The 15,852-nt window shown below is 66.0% G+C and carries 20 protein-coding genes; 7 read left to right on the top strand and 13 right to left on the bottom strand.

Annotated elements, in window-relative coordinates; translation table 11 throughout:
- Positions 1 to 115: 115 nt before the first annotated feature.
- A complete protein-coding gene (locus ACSQ1W_RS01240; protein ID WP_436041355.1) occupies positions 116 to 307 on the bottom strand; it encodes a hypothetical protein in 192 nt (63 codons plus the stop codon).
- Between the two features lie 44 nt (positions 308 to 351).
- Between ACSQ1W_RS01240 and ACSQ1W_RS01235 the strand changes: the two genes are divergently transcribed.
- The 3 genes from ACSQ1W_RS01235 (at position 352) to ACSQ1W_RS01225 (ending at position 3,098) form a co-directional block, all read left to right on the top strand.
- The gene (locus ACSQ1W_RS01235; protein WP_436041354.1) at positions 352 to 942 is read left to right on the top strand and encodes a hypothetical protein; all 591 of its coding nucleotides are present in this window, start codon (positions 352 to 354) and stop codon (positions 940 to 942) included.
- 63 nt (positions 943 to 1,005) lie between these two features.
- Complete coding sequence (locus ACSQ1W_RS01230; protein ID WP_436046040.1) at positions 1,006 to 2,655, top strand: type IV secretory system conjugative DNA transfer family protein; 1,650 nt, start codon at positions 1,006 to 1,008, stop codon at positions 2,653 to 2,655.
- Between the two features lie 68 nt (positions 2,656 to 2,723).
- Positions 2,724 to 3,098, top strand: a complete 375-nt coding sequence (locus ACSQ1W_RS01225) for a zf-TFIIB domain-containing protein (RefSeq protein ID WP_436041353.1) — start codon at positions 2,724 to 2,726, stop codon at positions 3,096 to 3,098.
- A 15-nt stretch (positions 3,099 to 3,113) separates the two neighbouring features.
- Here the strand turns inward: ACSQ1W_RS01225 and ACSQ1W_RS01220 are convergent, their stop codons facing one another.
- The 11 genes from ACSQ1W_RS01220 to ACSQ1W_RS01170 all read right to left on the bottom strand — a co-directional run bounded on the left by ACSQ1W_RS01220 (position 3,114) and on the right by ACSQ1W_RS01170 (position 12,434).
- Positions 3,114 to 3,836 carry a haloacid dehalogenase-like hydrolase gene (locus ACSQ1W_RS01220; RefSeq protein ID WP_436041352.1) on the bottom strand — a complete coding sequence of 241 codons (723 nt, stop codon included), beginning with the start codon at positions 3,834 to 3,836 and terminating at the stop codon, positions 3,114 to 3,116.
- Complete coding sequence (gene trpC, locus ACSQ1W_RS01215) at positions 3,833 to 4,627, bottom strand: indole-3-glycerol phosphate synthase TrpC (protein WP_436041351.1); 795 nt, start codon at positions 4,625 to 4,627, stop codon at positions 3,833 to 3,835. The genes ACSQ1W_RS01220 and trpC overlap by 4 nt, the downstream gene beginning before the upstream one ends.
- 47 nt (positions 4,628 to 4,674) lie before the next feature.
- A complete protein-coding gene (locus ACSQ1W_RS01210; RefSeq protein ID WP_436041350.1) occupies positions 4,675 to 5,046 on the bottom strand; it encodes an antibiotic biosynthesis monooxygenase family protein in 372 nt (123 codons plus the stop codon).
- A 1-nt stretch (position 5,047) separates the two neighbouring features.
- Entirely contained in the window at positions 5,048 to 6,091 is a 1,044-nt protein-coding gene (gene trpD / locus ACSQ1W_RS01205) for an anthranilate phosphoribosyltransferase (RefSeq protein ID WP_436041349.1), read from the bottom strand.
- A gap of 3 nt (positions 6,092 to 6,094) precedes the next feature.
- Positions 6,095 to 6,673: an anthranilate synthase component II gene (locus ACSQ1W_RS01200; protein ID WP_436041348.1), complete on the bottom strand. Its 579-nt coding sequence runs from the start codon at positions 6,671 to 6,673 to the stop codon at positions 6,095 to 6,097.
- Positions 6,674 to 6,676: 3 nt separating this feature from the next.
- Positions 6,677 to 7,525, bottom strand: a complete 849-nt coding sequence (locus tag ACSQ1W_RS01195; RefSeq protein ID WP_436041347.1) for an SIMPL domain-containing protein — start codon at positions 7,523 to 7,525, stop codon at positions 6,677 to 6,679.
- The gene (locus ACSQ1W_RS01190; RefSeq protein WP_436041346.1) at positions 7,512 to 8,585 is read right to left on the bottom strand and encodes a threonine aldolase family protein; all 1,074 of its coding nucleotides are present in this window, start codon (positions 8,583 to 8,585) and stop codon (positions 7,512 to 7,514) included. Before ACSQ1W_RS01190 ends, ACSQ1W_RS01195 begins: the two co-directional genes overlap by 14 nt.
- Positions 8,585 to 10,057, bottom strand: a complete 1,473-nt coding sequence (trpE, locus tag ACSQ1W_RS01185) for an anthranilate synthase component I (RefSeq protein WP_436041345.1) — start codon at positions 10,055 to 10,057, stop codon at positions 8,585 to 8,587. Before trpE ends, ACSQ1W_RS01190 begins: the two co-directional genes overlap by 1 nt.
- 145 nt (positions 10,058 to 10,202) lie before the next feature.
- The gene (gene yegS / locus ACSQ1W_RS01180) at positions 10,203 to 11,141 is read right to left on the bottom strand and encodes a lipid kinase YegS (RefSeq protein WP_436041344.1); all 939 of its coding nucleotides are present in this window, start codon (positions 11,139 to 11,141) and stop codon (positions 10,203 to 10,205) included.
- A 280-nt stretch (positions 11,142 to 11,421) separates the two neighbouring features.
- Positions 11,422 to 12,096, bottom strand: a complete 675-nt coding sequence (rpe, locus tag ACSQ1W_RS01175; protein ID WP_436041343.1) for a ribulose-phosphate 3-epimerase — start codon at positions 12,094 to 12,096, stop codon at positions 11,422 to 11,424.
- An 8-nt stretch (positions 12,097 to 12,104) separates the two neighbouring features.
- Complete coding sequence (locus ACSQ1W_RS01170) at positions 12,105 to 12,434, bottom strand: J domain-containing protein (RefSeq protein WP_436041342.1); 330 nt, start codon at positions 12,432 to 12,434, stop codon at positions 12,105 to 12,107.
- A 198-nt stretch (positions 12,435 to 12,632) separates the two neighbouring features.
- On the opposite strand from ACSQ1W_RS01170, the gene ACSQ1W_RS01165 reads away from it, so the two are divergent.
- The 4 genes from ACSQ1W_RS01165 to ACSQ1W_RS01150 all read left to right on the top strand — a co-directional run bounded on the left by ACSQ1W_RS01165 (position 12,633) and on the right by ACSQ1W_RS01150 (position 14,962).
- A complete protein-coding gene (locus tag ACSQ1W_RS01165; protein WP_436041341.1) occupies positions 12,633 to 13,559 on the top strand; it encodes a phosphoribosylaminoimidazolesuccinocarboxamide synthase in 927 nt (308 codons plus the stop codon).
- Between the two features lie 94 nt (positions 13,560 to 13,653).
- Entirely contained in the window at positions 13,654 to 13,986 is a 333-nt protein-coding gene (locus tag ACSQ1W_RS01160) for a DMT family transporter (RefSeq protein WP_436041340.1), read from the top strand.
- A gap of 89 nt (positions 13,987 to 14,075) precedes the next feature.
- Entirely contained in the window at positions 14,076 to 14,555 is a 480-nt protein-coding gene (locus ACSQ1W_RS01155; RefSeq protein WP_436041339.1) for a DUF962 domain-containing protein, read from the top strand.
- A gap of 11 nt (positions 14,556 to 14,566) precedes the next feature.
- Positions 14,567 to 14,962, top strand: coding sequence for a hypothetical protein (locus tag ACSQ1W_RS01150; protein WP_436041338.1), 396 nt, complete (start codon positions 14,567 to 14,569; stop codon positions 14,960 to 14,962).
- An 8-nt stretch (positions 14,963 to 14,970) separates the two neighbouring features.
- Here ACSQ1W_RS01150 and ACSQ1W_RS01145 read toward each other — a convergent pair whose 3' ends face one another.
- Positions 14,971 to 15,852, bottom strand: coding sequence for an NAD-dependent epimerase/dehydratase family protein (locus ACSQ1W_RS01145; protein WP_436041337.1), 882 nt, complete (start codon positions 15,850 to 15,852; stop codon positions 14,971 to 14,973).

The raw sequence follows: 15,852 nt of genomic DNA, 5'->3' as shown, positions 1-15,852 counted from the left end.
CCCAAATGCAGAAGTAAACATGTGTAGAAAATTTTTTCTGCATTCACTTACTTCACGAAACCACATAAAACAGAGCGCGCGTTGCAATCAGATGAAAGCTGATGATGAAGTTCGATCATGTATGTGAAGAAGCGCGTAAAAAGTCGAACAGCGTCACATCGAATGTGAAAACACTCTTCACTGCGATGAATGAAAATGACGTTGAACAAATGGATGCATCAGCAACGATGCCGTTATGTAGGAAATTTCCTACCCGGGTTTCTTCGCGCATCACTTCCGCTTGAATGGAAAACACGTCTGGCATCATGCTGTCAGCAGGCTTGCGAAATTCCTCGCGCGACAAGGAGCGATATGGAACCGTCGAAGATGGAAGAGTTCGTCGCCAACGCGGCGTTGCTCGCGGCGCACCTGACAGAACAGTGCAACAAGGCGGCGGCCGCGCAGCAGACCTCCGCACAGGAACTGCAGGCCTCCGCCATCGTGGTCAGGAAGACCATCGAGGAAGGCAAGCGCGAAATGAGCGAGCAGGCACGGGGTGCCGTGCACGATGCGCTGGCGCAGGAAATTCCGGCCGCCACCCACAGCATCGGCGAGACGGCCGCGCGACTCCGGCATGTCGCTGATCATCTGCAACGCGAACAGGCGCAACTGTCGCAGCGTGCGCGCTTCCTCGGCTGGAAATCGCTGGGCGTGCTGTCGGTCGCCTGCCTGCTGCTGGTGGCAGGCAGCGGTTACGCGGCATGGCACAACGTGCAGCGCTCGGAGCGCGCGAAGGTGGACGCGGAGGTACTGGAAGCGTTGCAACACGTCACCATCACGTCCTGCGGCGGGCAACCCTGTATCAGGCTGCAGGATGGTCTTCCGCGCTGGCAGAAGAACGACCAGTACGTGCTGATCGATACATCAGGAAAGCGGGAAGGAGCCGCGGGCGGCGGACGCTGAAACCGCTACCGCATTCATCATGGAACGACGACAGGGGGTCGCTTGGGCAGTACACGTATTCTGATCATCGGGGTGCTCGCGGTCCTCGCGACGCTGGGCGCCCTGTATCTCTCCGGTTATCTGGCGCTGCTGTTCCTGGGTCTGGACGGCGGCCTCGTCGGCATAGGCACCTACATCGACTACCTGAAGCATCTCGATCACCCGCGTGTGCAGCCGTATGCATGGCGCATCAAGACCGCAGGTGCCGTGGGTGGCGGACTGATGCTGCTCGTCTGGGCCGCACTGTCGGTGATGGTCTACAAGCTGCGCAGTTACCGGAACCTGCACGGACGTGCGCGCTTCGCCGGCATGATCGACCTGGCGAACAAGGGTTTCCTGTCGGGCAAGGACACCGGCATCGTGGTCGGCCAGATGAACGGCAAGCTGCTGCGCCTGTCCGGCCAACAGTTCGTCGTCCTCGCCGCGCCCACGCGCTCCGGCAAGGGCGTCGGCGTCGTGATTCCCAACCTGCTGGATTACCGCGAATCCGCGGTGGTGCTGGACATCAAGCAGGAGAACTTCGATCTGACATCGGGCTGGCGGCAGTCCATCGGGCACGAGGTGTACCTGTTCAACCCGTTCGCCGAAGACCGGCGCAGCCATCGCTGGAATCCGATGACCTACGTCTCGCCGGATCCGGCGTTCCGCGTATCGGACCTGCAGAGCATCGCCGCGATGCTGTATCCGGATGGCGACGACAAGGACAAGTTCTGGGTCAGCCAGGCACGCAACGCCTTCCTCGCCTTCGCACTGTATCTGTTCGAACGGCGCGACCACGACAGCACCGCGGAACAGCCCACGCTGGGCGCCGTACTGCGCCTGTCGTCAGGCGATGGCGGCGAGATGAAGCCGTACCTGCAGAAGCTGGTGGAGGCACCCTTCCTGAGCGGACAGGCGCGCACCGCGTTCGCCGGCCTGCTGTCGCAGGCGGACGTGACCTTCGCATCCATCATCGGTTCCTTCCGCGAACCGCTGAATCCCTGGCTGAATCCGGTGCTGGATGCAGCGACCAGTGCCGATGATTTCCGTCTGGACGACGTCCGACGCCGGCGGATGACGATCTATGTCGGCATCCAGCCGAACAAGCTGGCGGAGAGCCGCCTGATCGTAAACCTGTTCTTCAGCCAGCTGATCAACGTCAACACCAAGGTCCTGCCGCAGAACGACCCCACGCTCAAGCACCAGTGCCTGCTGCTGATGGACGAGTTCACCGCCATCGGCCGCGTCGACATCATCGCCAAGGCGGTCGCCTACATGGCAGGCTACAACCTGCGCCTGCTGCCGATCATCCAGTCGATGGCGCAGCTGGACGCGGTCTACGGCAAGGAGCTGTCGCGCACCATCATCACCAACCATGCGCTGCAGATCATCTACGCCCCGCGCGAACAGCAGGACGCCAACGACTACTCGGAGATGCTGGGTTACACCACCATCAAGCGCCGCGCGCGCACGCGCTCGCATGGCAGGGGAAGCAACGTGTCCGACAACGAGGTGCTGGAGAAGCGGGCGCTGATGCTGCCGCAGGAGCTGAAGGCGATGGGGCCGGAGAAGGAGATTGTGCTGTACGAGGGCCTCGCCCACCCCATCCTGTGCCGCAAGGTGCGCTATTACAAGGACGCGTACTTCACCAAACGCCTGCTTCCCAAGGTCGATATCGAACCGCTGCGCGTGTAGCACGGCCGTGCCTGGCGACGGCCGGCGTCCGGGGTAGAATCCGCCGACCGTCCCGGAGAGATGCCGCCATGCAATGCCCCAAGTGCCAAGGCACGATGGAACTCATCGTCGAACCCGAAGCCAGCGCGCATCGCTGCACCCGCTGCAAGGGGCTGTGGTTCGAGATGATGGCGCACGAAACGCTCAAGCACCGGGCCGAGGAGATCGATACGGGCGATCCGGCGCAGGGCGAGGAATGCAACAAGGTGGACCGGATCAAGTGCCCGGTCTGCATCGGCCGCTGGGACCTGATCCGGATGGTCGACCCGCAGCAGCCGCACATCTGGTTCGAGAGCTGCAAGAACTGTTACGGCCGCTTCTACGACGCCGGCGAGTACCAGGACTTCGCGGAGATCGAGCTCGCGGATCTGATCAGGGACTGGAACGCACCGGAACGCCTCTGAGCCGGTGCCAGGCGGTCAGGCCACCCCTGCCCCGCCGCGGTCCTTGCAGCCCCAGTTGAGGATGGGGGTCCCGGGCGGCAGCACCCGACGGAACATCGCCACCCGCGCGGCCTTCGGATTCACCACGACCGGTGCACGCGCCGCCTTCAGCAGCGGCAGGTCGGCGCTGCTGTCGGAATAGGCCACCGCGATCTCGCCATAGCCGCGTTCGCGCAGCATGCGCATCTTCTCTTCGTTATGGCAGTGGCGCGTGGCCACGACCGCGCCGAAACGCGGGCCGACGGCCGTGCCGATGACGGGCACGTCCTCGTGGGCGACGAAGCTCAGGATCGCGCGCGCCAGTTCCGGCGGCGCGCCGGTGGCCACCACCACGTTGTCGCCCCCGGCGCGGTGCTCACGGAACACCTCGAGCGCGTGGGGCAGCAGACGCTGCTGCACTTCGTCACGATGCGTCGCCACATACTGGTCGATCAGCGCATCGAAGCTGCGGCGCCCGTGCAGGCCGAACGTGCCGATCCAGATATAGCCTGAGATCCCGCGACGGCGTGTCGGCAGGAACGCCACCATCGGCCCCAGCACGATCGACGCGGCCAGCGCGACCGCCGCGCGCAGCGGATTGCGCTGGATCAGCCATTTGACCAGGTGGCCACCGGAATCGCCGTCGTACAGCGTGTGGTCGAAATCGAAGACGACGACCGGGGCATCGGTGCGCGGCGTCGGATAGGGAGCGTCCGTCATGCCGCAAAGAATAGCTGACGCAGCGCCTCACCGGGTTCTTCGGCACGCATGAAGGTCTCGCCGACCAGGAACGCACTGACGCCGGCGTCCCGCATCGTGGCCACGTCCTCCGGCACCAGGATGCCGCTCTCGGTCACCAGCAGGCGATCCTTCGGCACCGCGTTCTTCATGTCCAGGGTGGTCTGCAACGACACGTCGAACGTGCGCAGGTTGCGGTTGTTGATGCCCACCAGCGGCACCGGCACCTGCAGGGCGCGCTCCAGTTCGTCGATGTCGTGCACCTCGACCAGCACGTCCATGCCGAGCTGCATCGCCAGCCCCGACAGATCGACCAGTTGCCCGTCGTCCAGTGCAGCGACGATCAGCAGGATGCAGTCCGCGCCGAGCACGCGCGCTTCGTAGACCTGGTACGGATCGACGGTGAAGTCCTTGCGCAGCACCGGCAGCGTGCAGGCGTCGCGCGCCTGCTTCAGATAGTCGTCCGCGCCCTGGAAGAAATCGACATCGGTCAGCACCGACAGGCAGGCCGCGCCGCCGAACTCGTAGCTCACCGCGATATCGGCCGGACGGAAGTCCGGACGGATCACGCCCTTCGACGGGCTGGCCTTCTTGACCTCGGCGATGACTGCCGGATCGCCCTGCGCGATCATCGCGTTGAGTGCATCGGCGAAACCGCGCGTCGGCGATGCGTCGGCGACGCGTGCGCGCAGGTCGTCCAGCGAGACGCGGGTACTGCGCTCGGCGATCTCGTCCGCCTTGCGGGCGAGGATGGTGGTCAGGATGTCGCTCATGCAGTCCTCAGGCGGGCACCCGCCTGTGCGGGACCCCTATTTTCGCACTATCCGCGGCGCCCGGCGGCCTCGCGGTCCCAGCCATAGGCACGCTCGACCCTGGCGACCCGCAGCTCGAAATGGTCGTACCAGTCCCGACGTCCCTGCTCACGCGCCGCCGTGTGTTCGGCATGCTGGCGCCACGCGAGGATAGCGGCCTCGCTCTCCCAGTACGCCACCGTGATGCCGAAGCCATCCGCGCCGCGGGTGGACTCCATGCCGAGGAAGCCGGGCTGCTGCTGCGCCAGCTCGACCATGCGCTCGACCATGCGCTCGGCCATGGCACCGTAACCGGCATCGTCCTGGCCGTTGCGCTGCGAGGAGAAGACCACCGCGTAATAAGGAGGCTTGGGCAGGCTGGCGAATCCGCTGGCGGCCATGTCAGTGCGCGCCCTGTTTTCCCAGTGCCTGGGTGGTGGCGACGAACTGCTGCAGCCGCTCCAGCGCCTTGCCGCTTGTGATCGCATCGCGCGAACGTGCGATGCCGTCCTCGATGCTCTCCGCCACGCCGGCCACGTAGAGCGCGGCGCCGGCATTCAACACCACGATCTCGCGCGCCGGGCCGGGCCGGTTGTCCAGCACGCCCAGCAGCATCGCCTTCGACTCGGCCGCATCGCCAACGCGCAGGTTGCGGCTGGCCGCCATCGCGATGCCGAAGTCCTCGGGGTGCAGTTCGTACTCGCGGACCTCGCCATCGCGCAATTCACCGACCAGGGTGCCGGCGCCCAGCGAGAGTTCGTCCATACCGTCGCGCCCCCAGACCACCAGCGCGCGCTCGGCGCCGAGTTCCTGCAGCACACGCGCCTGGATGCCGACCAGGTCGGGATGGAACACCCCCATCAGGATGCTCGGCGCGCCGGCCGGATTGGTCAGCGGCCCGAGGATGTTGAAGATCGTGCGCACCCCCATTTCGCGCCGCACCGGTGCGACGACCTTCATCGCCGGGTGGTGGACCGGCGCGTACATGAAGCCGATGCCGGCCTGCGCGATCGACTGCGCCACCTGGTCCGGCTGCAGTTCGATGTTGACGCCCAGCGCCTCCAGCACGTCCGCACTGCCCGACTTCGACGACACGCTGCGGTTGCCGTGCTTGGCGATGCGCGCACCTGCGGCCGCTGCGACGAACATCGAGCAGGTGGATATATTGAACGTGTGCGAGCCGTCGCCGCCGGTGCCGACGATGTCGACAAGGTGCGTGCGATCGGCGACGTCCACCATCCGAGAGAATTCGCGCATAACGGTGGCCGCGCCGGCGATCTCACCGACGGTTTCCTTCTTCACCCGCAAACCGGTCAGGATGGCGGACGTCATGGTCGGCGACACGTCGCCGCGCATGATCTGGCGCATCAGGTCGACCATCTCGTCGTGGAAGATCTCGCGGTGCTCGATCGTGCGCTGCAGGGCTTCTTGCGGGGTCAGTGGCATGACTCAGCGCTCCAGGAAGTTCTTCAGCAGGGCGTGGCCATGCTCGGTGAGGATCGATTCCGGGTGGAACTGCACGCCTTCGACCGGGAACGCGCGATGCCGCAGCCCCATGATCTCCTCGAAGCTGCCGTCGTCGTTCTCGGTCCACGCCGTGACTTCCAGCGCGTCCGGCAGGCTGCTGCGCTCGACCACCAGCGAGTGGTAGCGCGTGGCCTCGTAGGCGTCCGGCAGGCCGGCGAACACGCCCTTGCCTTCATGCCGGATGCGCGAGGTCTTGCCGTGCATGATGCGGCCCGCACGGATGACGTTGCCGCCATAGGCCTGGCCGAGGCTCTGGTGCCCCAGGCAGACGCCAAGGATCGGTGTGCTCGCCCCCAGCCGCTCGATGATCTCCAGCGAGACGCCCGCCTCGTTCGGCGTGCACGGACCAGGGGAGATGACGATACGCTCGGGCGCGAGCTTCGCGATCTCGTCCACGGTCATCGCATCGTTGCGCACCACCTTCACCTCGGCCCCCAGCGACTGCAGGTACTGCACGAGGTTGTAGGTGAAGCTGTCGTAGTTGTCGATCATCAACAGCATGGGTCAGTCCGCCAGTAGGAATACGGCATAGATTTTGTCTGTGAAGGTGACGTAGCCGGTCTGGAACGATTCCGCGTTTCGCGCCAGCCGCGAGCCCGTCACCTGGATACGGTCGAGGGTGTATGCATCACCGGACCGAGTCCGGTTCCACTGGTACGTCGACGGCCAGCTGCCCTCGCGGACGCCGTACTGGAACTGGGGCGCCACGTCGGACACGCTGTACAGGCCACCCAGCCTGGCCCCGTAGGCCCTTGCGATGGTTTCGGCCTTCTCGCGCGAGGATTCGATCGCCTTCTCGCGGAGCGCCTTGCGCAACTCGGTCTCGTCCGCAAGTTCGGTATCCACACTGGAGACATTCAGTTCCTTGGATGTCTGCAGGGAAGCGAGGAACGTGCCGAGCGCGGACTGGCTGTCGAACCGGGCGGTGACCGTACGCTTGACGCCTGTCCCGATGAAGACCTGCTCCCGCTTCCTTTCGTCGTACCGTTCGCGCGTGCCCACCTCCATCGAGGTCGCGACGATCTCGTTCTCGGCGACACCTGCGGCCTTCAACTTGGCCAGTACATCCTTCAGGTTGTCCTCGACGCGACGCCGCGCGACATCCGCACTCGGATCGACGGCTTCGAAATTCAACGAGATCTTGAAACGATCCGGAATCGCGCGCGCCTCCGCATCTCCATAGACCAGGATGTGGCGCGTCGGTGGCAGCGCATTGACCTGGGCCGCCAGATGGGGCGACACCAGCATCGCGACGACAAACAACAGGTAGCGCACGTTCATGGGGTTTCTCCGGTAGGTGAACCCTTCTTGAGAACGCGCCAATCCGCGAAGCGGGGTTTCAAGCGTGCCCATGGACGTCACCTTTTCCCAGGATTCGCGCCAGCACCGCAGCGAACGCCTCGATGGCGGACTCCGGCGTCGCCCACGACGTCATCAGCCGGATCACGGTGGTGCCATCGCTGCGGCGTTCCCACGTCTCGAACTCGACGTGCTGCTGGAGGCGTTCGACGACCGCATCCGGCAACACCGGGAAGATCTGGTTGCTCGGCGAATCGACCGCCAGCGGCACGCCGGCCTGCTGCAGGATCTCGCGCAAACGTTCGGCCATGACGTTCGCGTGCGTCGCCAGCACGAAGTACAAGCCGTCCTCGAACAAGGCCTCGAACTGCGCGCCGACCACCATGCCCTTGGCCAGCATCGCGCCGCGCTGCTTGATGACGTGGCGGAAGTCGGTCCGCAAGGCCGGATTGACGATGACCAGCGCCTCGCCCAGCAGCGCACCGTTCTTGGTGCCGCCGATGTAGAAGGCGTCGGCCTCCGTGGACAGCAGCGCCAGATCGACGTCGTTGCCCGGCGTGGTCAGCGCCGACGCGAGGCGTGCACCGTCCACGTAGAGCAGCAGCCCGCGGTTGCGGCAGAACGCGCCCAGCGCCTGCAGCTCAACGGCACTGTAGAGCGTGCCCCACTCGGTGGTGTTGGAGATGTAGACCAGCCGCGGCTTCACCATGTGCTCGCCGCTGTGACCGTCGACACAGGGCTGGATCAGTTCGGGACTCAGCTTGCCGTCGGGCGTGGCGACCGTCAGTACCTTGTGCCCGCTGGCCTCGATGGCGCCGGTCTCGTGCGTCGCGATGTGGCCACTGGCAGGCGCAATCACCGCTTCGTGCGGACGCAGGAAGGCAGCCAGCGCGACCAGGTTGGTCTGCGTACCGCCGGCGAGGAAATGCACGTCGGCATCGCGGGCGAGACGGTCGCGGATCAGCGCCGCGGCACGGGCGCTGTGGACGTCCAGGCCGTAGCCGCGATTGATCTCCGCACTCGCCACGGCCAGCGCCTGCAGCAGTCGCGGATGTGCGCCCTCGCTGTAGTCGTTGCGCAGGCTGATCCTGGCGTTGTCGATGGCGACGTCCATCACAGCCCCTTCGCCGCTTCGGCCACGGCGCGGAACAGCGCGCGACCCTTGTTCATCGTCTCGTCCCATTCCTTCTCGGGATCGGAGTCGTAGACGATGCCCGCGCCTGCCTGCACGTGCAGGCGACCGTCCTTGATGACCGCGGTACGGATCGCGATGGCGGTATCGGCATCACCGTGCCAGCCGATGTAGCCGATGCTGCCGGCGTAGACGTTGCGCTTGATCGGTTCCAGCTCGCGGATCACTTCCAGCGCGCGGATCTTCGGCGCGCCGCTGACCGTGCCGGCCGGGAATGTCGCCCGCAGCACGTCCGCATAGCTCAGTCCCGGCAACAGCTTGCCGGTCACCTCGCTGACGATGTGCATGACGTGGCTGTAGCGCTCGATGACGAACTGTTCGCCCACCTGCACGGTGCCGGCTTCCGACACGCGGCCGGTGTCGTTGCGGCCGAGGTCGATCAGCATCAGGTGTTCGGCGCGCTCCTTCGGATCGGCCAGCAGTTCGGCTTCCAGCGCGACGTCCTCGTCGTGCGTCCTCCCGCGCGGACGCGTACCGGCGATCGGACGCACGGTGACTTCACCCTGCTCCAGGCGCACCAGGATCTCCGGCGACGAGCCGACCACCTGCACGTCGCCGACATCGAGGAAGTACATGTACGGCGACGGATTCAACGCACGCAGCGCGCGATAGACATCGACCGGGCGTGCATTGAACGGCACGCTGAGGCGCTGGCTCAGCACCACCTGGAAGATGTCGCCCGCGCGAATGTATTCCTTCGACTGCTCCACTGCCGCGATGAAGCCGTCATGGGTGAAGCCGGAAACGAAGTGGCTTTCGTCCAGCACGTCGCGGGTGATCGGCGTGGGATACGCGCCGGGCTGGCGCAGCTTGGTCGTCAATGCATCGAGTCGCGCCTGCGCCTGATCCCATGCATCCGCTTCGCGCGGATCAGCGTGAACGATCAGATAGAGACGGCCCTTGAGATTGTCGAAGACGGCAACTTCCTCCGACAGCATCAACAGGATGTCCGGCGTACCCAATTCGTCCGGCTTGTCGCCGGTCGCGAGCCGCGGCTCGATGTAACCGATGCACTCGAAGCCGAACCAGCCCACCAGGCCGCCGGTGAAACCGGGCAGGCCCTGCAGTTTCGGCACGGCGTAAGCGGCGCGCAGGGCTTCGACCTCAGCGAACGGATCGGCGACGTCGCGCGCCTCGACCAGCTGGCCGTGGTCGTGGATCTGCAGCGTGTGGCCGCGGAACGTCGCCACGCGGCGCACCGGCAGGCCGATGATCGAGTAACGGCCGAAACGCTCGCCGCCTTCCACCGATTCGAACAGGTAGGTGTGCGGCGCGTCGGCGAGTTTCAGGTAGACCGAAAGCGGCGTGTCCAGGTCGGACAGCACTTCACGGACGACGGGAATGCGATTGAAACCTTCAGCAGCGTACTGCTGGAACTGGGCGTGCGAGATCAAGCGGGCTTTCCTTCCGGGACACGGTGGCGGTACGGGCGACGGCTACGGGCCACCATCGCCAGCCAGGGCGTGCGGAATCTTTGGAAAGCGGGAGCGCGGGATGGGACACGGGCCTACTTTACCCGACGCATCGGCCCGCCGGCCACTAGGCGTCTGGTTGCAGACGCAACGGACAGGCCACCGGCAGATGCATGCGGACACGGCCGGGGACGCATTCGATGCGGAAGCGCCGTGACTTCACCGGTTCGCCGTCCAGGTTGAGGGTCATCGGCTGGTCGGCCTCCAGCTCGACCCATGGCAGGCGCGCGCGGGTCGCCACGCGATCCAGCGCGGCGTGCTTGCCGTCCTTGACCAGCGTACCGACGGTGGCGGCGACCTCGCCGGACAGTTCCGGAACGATGGTCAGGTCCAGCAGGCCGTCGTCCACCAACGCATCCGGGCACAGCGCCTGTCCACCGCCCGCCTGCCGCCCGTTGCCGATGCCCAGCGCGATGAAGTCGCCCTGCCAGTCGAAATCCGGGCCGCGCACGCATGCAGTGACCGGCTCGATGCGTCCCAGCTTGGCGATGCCGGTGATGAGATACGCCAGGCCGCCGAGCATCTTCTTCAGCCCCTCATCGGTCTCCACGGTGACGTCGGTGCCGAAGCCGCCGCTGGCGAGGTTCGCGCACCAGTGCGGACCGTCTTCGGCATCGATGCGCAGAAGATCCACGGGAGCCGGTGCGACATCGCGGACCAGCTGCAAGGCGGGCAGCGCGTCGTCCGGAATCCTGGCCGCGGTGGCGAAATCATTCGCCGTGCCCATCGGCACCAGCCCGAGCGATGGGAGGGCGCCGGCGGTCTCGTCGCGATGGGCGAGCGTGGTCGCCACTTCGCTCAGCGTGCCGTCGCCACCCGCGGCGATCACGGTATCCACCCCGTCGGTGATCGCCTCGGCGACGTAGCGCTCGGCGTCGCCGTCTTCCCAGGTGACCCGTACGTCCAGCGCGATGCCGGCGTCGCGTATCGCCCCCACGGCCGTACGCAGGCCGTCATCACCGGCGGATTTGCCGTTGAGGATCAGGCGCCAGCGGGATGCGGTCATGGGAGGTTCCTTAGGGGACGCGCGAGGATAGCGGGTCCAGGTGTGGGAGCGACGTGAGTCGCGAACCTCTTCCCTCCCGAACGGACATTGGGATCGCGCTGGCTGGCGGGAGAGCTCGCGACTTACGTCGCTCCCACAAGATCCGGCGCCGGGCCCGCCGTCATCTTCCCGTCACAGACGATCCGTAACGTGGAAGGCCATAGCAGGGACGACGGGCGGAGGCAGGATCAGCCTCCAATTCTTCCGGGGCGGTGGCGAAGGCCATCGCCCTTCTGCTTTTTCAGGCGCGCGCGTCAGCCACGGCCTGGCGCATGCGCGCGATGACGTCGGCGTAGTCCGGGGCATTGAAGATCGCCGAGCCCGCGACGAACGCGTCCGCGCCCGCCGCTGCGATCTGGCCGATGTTGTCCGCTTTCACGCCGCCGTCGATCTCCAGGCGGATATCCTTGCCGGTCTTGTCGATCATCGCGCGCACCGCGCGCAGCTTGTCCAGCGCCGACGGGATGAAGGCCTGCCCGCCGAAGCCCGGGTTCACCGACATCAGCAGCACCAGGTCCAGTTCCGGCAGCACCCAATCCAGCACTTCCACCGGCGTGCCCGGGTTGAGCACCAGGCCCGCCTTGCAGCCCAGCGACCTGATCAGCTGGATCGTGCGGTGCACGTGCTTCGAGGCTTCCGGATGGAAGCTGATGATGCTGGCGCCCGCCTCGGCGAAGTCCGGGATGATGCGGTCCACCGGTTCGACCATCAGGTGCACGTCGATCGGCGCGGTGACGCCATGCTTGCGCAGCGCGCTGCAGACCAGCGGACCGATGGTCAGGTTGGGCACGTAGTGGTTGTCCATCACGTCGAAGTGCACCCAGTCGGCGCCGGCCTTCAGCACGTTGTCGACCTCCTCGCCCAGGCGGGCGAAGTCGGCGGACAGGATGGACGGGGCGATGATGCAGTTCGACATGGAAGGGCTCACTTGCGCTTGCGCAGGGTCTTGATGCGGTCGTAGGCGGCGTTGATCTCGCCGGCCTTCTGTTCGGCCTGGCGGCGCAGGTCTTCCGCGGCGCCGGCCATCTTGTCGGGGTGGTACTGGGACATCAGCCGGCGATAGGCCTGGTCGATCTCGGCATCGCTGGCGTCGCTGGTCAGGTCGAGCACGCGATACGGGTTGTCGCGGCTGAGCTTGAACCAGTCCTCGTCGAAGGCATGGCCGATGATCAGGCCCACCAGGCCACCCAGCGGATGGCGCATCAGCAGCCAACCGGCCACGAATCCCAGCAATTTCCCGTACCAGCGCTTCATCCGGACCCGCCTTCTCCAGCAAGACCGGCATTTTACGGCACACGACGGCCCCAAGCGCCGTACACTACGCGGCCCGGTCCGGTACCTGGCTCCGCAGCAGCGGATGGACGGCCGCCCCGGGGCACGGGCGCACGGCCTGCCGCACGCCCCCACGACGCTGTCTGCCTCGATGGTTTCCGGACTCCCGAAGGAGTGTTTGTGCCCACGACGTTGCTTCAATCCGATCTGCCCGGCCTCACCCTGCGCCACCGCGGCAAGGTCCGCGACGTGTTCGACATCCCCCGCGACCGCCTGCCTGCCGATGCGCCTGCGGGCGACTATCTGCTGATGGTGGCCACCGATCGCCTCAGCGCATTCGACGTGGTGCTGCCCGACCCGATTCCCGGCAAGGGCGAGATGCTCTGCCAGATCTCCAACTTCTGGTTCGCCAAGACCGCGCACCTGATGCCCAACCACCTGACCGGCATCGACGTCGCCAGCGTGCTGCCGGCCGGCGTCGACGCGTCGCTGTACGCCAAGCGCGCGGTGGTGACGAAGAAGCTCAAGCCCGTGCCGGTCGAAGCGATCGCCCGCGGCTACCTGATCGGCAGCGGCTGGAAGGACTACCAACGCACCGGCAAGGTCAGCGGCATCGAGCTGCCCGACGGCCTGCGCCAGGCCGAAAAACTCGCCGAACCGATCTTCACCCCGTCGACGAAGGCCGCCGTCGGCGACCACGACGAGAACATCGACTTCGACGCGATGGTGAAGACCGTCGGTGCCGAACTGGCCGAACGCGTGCGCGACGCCACGCTGCGCATCTACCGCTACGCCGCCGACGTCGCCGCCGAGCGCGGCATCCTGCTGGCCGACACCAAGTTCGAGTTCGGCACGGACGAAGACGGCCGCCTCTACATCATGGACGAGATGCTGACGCCGGACTCCTCGCGCTACTGGCCCGCGGACCAGTACGAGGTCGGCACCAGCCCGCCCAGCTACGACAAGCAGTTCGTGCGCGACTACCTGGAAACGCTGGACTGGAACAAGACCGCGCCGGGCCCGTCGTTGCCGGCGGAAGTCATCGAGCGCACGCGCGCCAAGTACGCCGAAGCGCTGCAGAAACTGGCCGGCATCCTCGTCGACTGACGGCATCCCTGCCCTGCATCCAGGCGATGCAGGGCAAGCCGGGGTTCAGCGTTCCGTGCAGTAGGCTTGCCACCCCGTTCTCGGGTGCATGCGCATGAACGCCTACCTCTACCTCGCCCTGGCCATCGCCGCCGAGGTCATCGCCACCAGTGCCTTGAAAGCCTCCGAAGGCTTCACCCGGCTCGGCCCCTCGCTGCTGGTCGCCGCGGGCTATGGCATCGCGTTCTACTTCCTGTCGCTGACGCTGAAGACCGTCCCGGTCGGCGTGGCCTACGCCATCTGGTCCGGCGCCGGCATCGTGCTGATCGCCCTGATCGGCCGGGTGGTGCTGAAGCAGCCGCTGGACCTGCCGGCGATGCTGGGCATGGGGCTGATCGTGGCCGGCGTGGCGGTGATCCAGCTGTTCTCGAAGGCTGCCGCGCACTGATCTCCCTGCCCTGACCGCCGGCACGGCAGCCCCGGCCGGGCTGGGGTATGCTCCATACCCTGCCGCATTGCCATCCTCGGGAGGGATGAATGAACGCGACCGCGCAACGTCCGGTGGACCGCTGGTTCGCCAGCTATTCCGGCGACCACGTCAACGAGACCAACCAGCTGATCCACGTGTTCGCGGTGCCGGCGATCCTGTGGACGGTGGTGGCGCTGCTGTGGTGCATCCCGGTGTTCGGCACGTGGGTGAAATCCGGCATGTGGGCAGCGCTGGCGATGTTCGGCGCGTGGATGTACTACTACAAGCTGTCGCGCCCGCTGGGCTTCGGCATGCTGGCGATCTTCATCGCGATGGCGTGGCTGACGCGCTGGCTGGAAGCGCTGCTGGGCCTGGAGAAACTGCTCTACCTCGCCATCACCGTTTTCGTGGTGGCCTGGATCGCGCAGTTCATCGGCCACAAGATCGAAGGCAAGAAGCCGAGCTTCCTGACCGACCTCACCTATCTGCTGATCGGCCCGGTATGGGTGCTCAGCAAGTTCTACCGGAAGATGGGCTGGCGGTACTGAAGCTTTCCCGCATGAAGGTCGTCGCGACAGTCGTTCTTCTGTCGGTCCTCATGCTGCCATGGCGTGCCGACGCCTCCTGGTTCGAGTTCTGTCGTATGGAAGGCGTGGTCGAGTCCGTCATGCCAACCATTGATGGCACTCAACGCTCGTTCGATTTCAGGGTGGCGGTATCGGCAGCGAGGCGGGACGAAACGGCTGCGCTTGAGAGCTACACGGATTGCGAGCAATACGTCGGCAATCCGGTCGAACTGACACTCGTCCTGCCGCACCATGACCAACCTGCTGTAGGCGACAGAGTCGTGTTTACCCGCTCACTGGCGAACGGCTTTGCGGACCCCGAGACGGGGGGGATCGTTTCCAGTGTGCAGGTAAAACTGCTTGCATACGATCATGCAGGGAAGCACTGATCTGATTACTAACTGGATGGACTCGTTGGCCTTGCAGTACTTACCGCCCACACATCCACGATGAAGGCGCGCGGCGCATAGCCGAAATCACGACGCGCTGGCGTCGCATCGAACACCAGGTCCTCGCGCATGCGGGCCACGGCATCGTCGGTGAGGCCGCGCATCACGCCGGCGAGGCGGGCCAGCGACAATGCCATCCGGAACATCGGCATCGGCACCTGCCACAGGGTCGACGGCGGATCGAGCGCCGCGAGCGTCCGCGCCACCATCTCGCGGTACGCCAGCGTTTCGCCGCCCGGCAGCGCGTACGCCTGTCCGTGCGTAGCAGGTGCATCCACCACAGCCAGCGCCGCCGCCGCCAGGTCGTCGACATGCACGGGCTGGCGTTTTCCGTCCGCACCGCGCGGAAGCACGAAGAACCGCGTGCGCCGTGCCATCGACGCGATCCGCGCCAGCGTCTGGTCGCGCCCCGCCCCATAGACCAGGGTCGGGCGCAACAGCGTGGCGGATGCGCCGTTCGCGGCCGCCGTATCGAAGACCCGGCTCTCGGCAGCCTGCAACCGCGCGACGATGTCGCGCTCGTAGGCGTCACCCGACGCCTGCTTCGTATCCAGGCTGGTGGACCCGAATGCGACCACGCGAGGCGTCGCGACGAGTCCTCGCTCATACCACTGCGCGAATCCGTCCAGCGGACCCGTGCTGAAGATCGCATCGACGCTGTCGGGGAGCCCTTCGATGCCGGCGAACTCGCCCCGCAGCCAGCGCACATTCGACGCATCGGGACGCGGCATCCGCGAGACGGCGAACACCTGCCAGTCGCGCGCATCAAGCCGGGCCAGCAGCGCCTCGCCGATCTGGCCGCTGGCACCGAAGACGAGGGCGATACGCAT

Source organism: Pseudoxanthomonas sp. LjRoot143 (assembly GCF_964252945.1).
GTDB lineage: Bacteria > Pseudomonadota > Gammaproteobacteria > Xanthomonadales > Xanthomonadaceae > Pseudoxanthomonas_A.
The sequence above is the reverse complement of the archived record's forward strand: the minus strand, read 5'-3'. Positions and strand labels throughout refer to the sequence as shown.

Excerpts from the sequence above, each read along its gene's own strand:
- ACSQ1W_RS01240 (WP_436041355.1), bottom strand. The coding sequence starts at position 307 with ATGATGCCAGACGTGTTTTCCATTCAAGCGGAAGTGATGCGCGAAGAA.
- ACSQ1W_RS01235 (WP_436041354.1), top strand. The coding sequence starts at position 352 with ATGGAACCGTCGAAGATGGAAGAGTTCGTCGCCAACGCGGCGTTGCTC.
- ACSQ1W_RS01225 (WP_436041353.1), top strand. The coding sequence starts at position 2,724 with ATGCAATGCCCCAAGTGCCAAGGCACGATGGAACTCATCGTCGAACCC.
- ACSQ1W_RS01220 (WP_436041352.1), bottom strand. The coding sequence starts at position 3,836 with ATGACGGACGCTCCCTATCCGACGCCGCGCACCGATGCCCCGGTCGTC.
- trpC (WP_436041351.1), bottom strand. The coding sequence starts at position 4,627 with ATGAGCGACATCCTGACCACCATCCTCGCCCGCAAGGCGGACGAGATC.
- ACSQ1W_RS01210 (WP_436041350.1), bottom strand. The coding sequence starts at position 5,046 with ATGGCCGCCAGCGGATTCGCCAGCCTGCCCAAGCCTCCTTATTACGCG.
- trpD (WP_436041349.1), bottom strand. The coding sequence starts at position 6,091 with ATGCCACTGACCCCGCAAGAAGCCCTGCAGCGCACGATCGAGCACCGC.
- ACSQ1W_RS01200 (WP_436041348.1), bottom strand. The coding sequence starts at position 6,673 with ATGCTGTTGATGATCGACAACTACGACAGCTTCACCTACAACCTCGTG.
- ACSQ1W_RS01195 (WP_436041347.1), bottom strand. The coding sequence starts at position 7,525 with ATGGGCACGCTTGAAACCCCGCTTCGCGGATTGGCGCGTTCTCAAGAA.
- ACSQ1W_RS01190 (WP_436041346.1), bottom strand. The coding sequence starts at position 8,585 with ATGGACGTCGCCATCGACAACGCCAGGATCAGCCTGCGCAACGACTAC.
- yegS (WP_436041344.1), bottom strand. The coding sequence starts at position 11,141 with ATGACCGCATCCCGCTGGCGCCTGATCCTCAACGGCAAATCCGCCGGT.
- rpe (WP_436041343.1), bottom strand. The coding sequence starts at position 12,096 with ATGTCGAACTGCATCATCGCCCCGTCCATCCTGTCCGCCGACTTCGCC.
- ACSQ1W_RS01170 (WP_436041342.1), bottom strand. The coding sequence starts at position 12,434 with ATGAAGCGCTGGTACGGGAAATTGCTGGGATTCGTGGCCGGTTGGCTG.
- ACSQ1W_RS01160 (WP_436041340.1), top strand. The coding sequence starts at position 13,654 with ATGAACGCCTACCTCTACCTCGCCCTGGCCATCGCCGCCGAGGTCATC.
- ACSQ1W_RS01155 (WP_436041339.1), top strand. The coding sequence starts at position 14,076 with ATGAACGCGACCGCGCAACGTCCGGTGGACCGCTGGTTCGCCAGCTAT.
- ACSQ1W_RS01150 (WP_436041338.1), top strand. The coding sequence starts at position 14,567 with ATGAAGGTCGTCGCGACAGTCGTTCTTCTGTCGGTCCTCATGCTGCCA.
- ACSQ1W_RS01145 (WP_436041337.1), bottom strand. The coding sequence starts at position 15,852 with ATGCGTATCGCCCTCGTCTTCGGTGCCAGCGGCCAGATCGGCGAGGCG.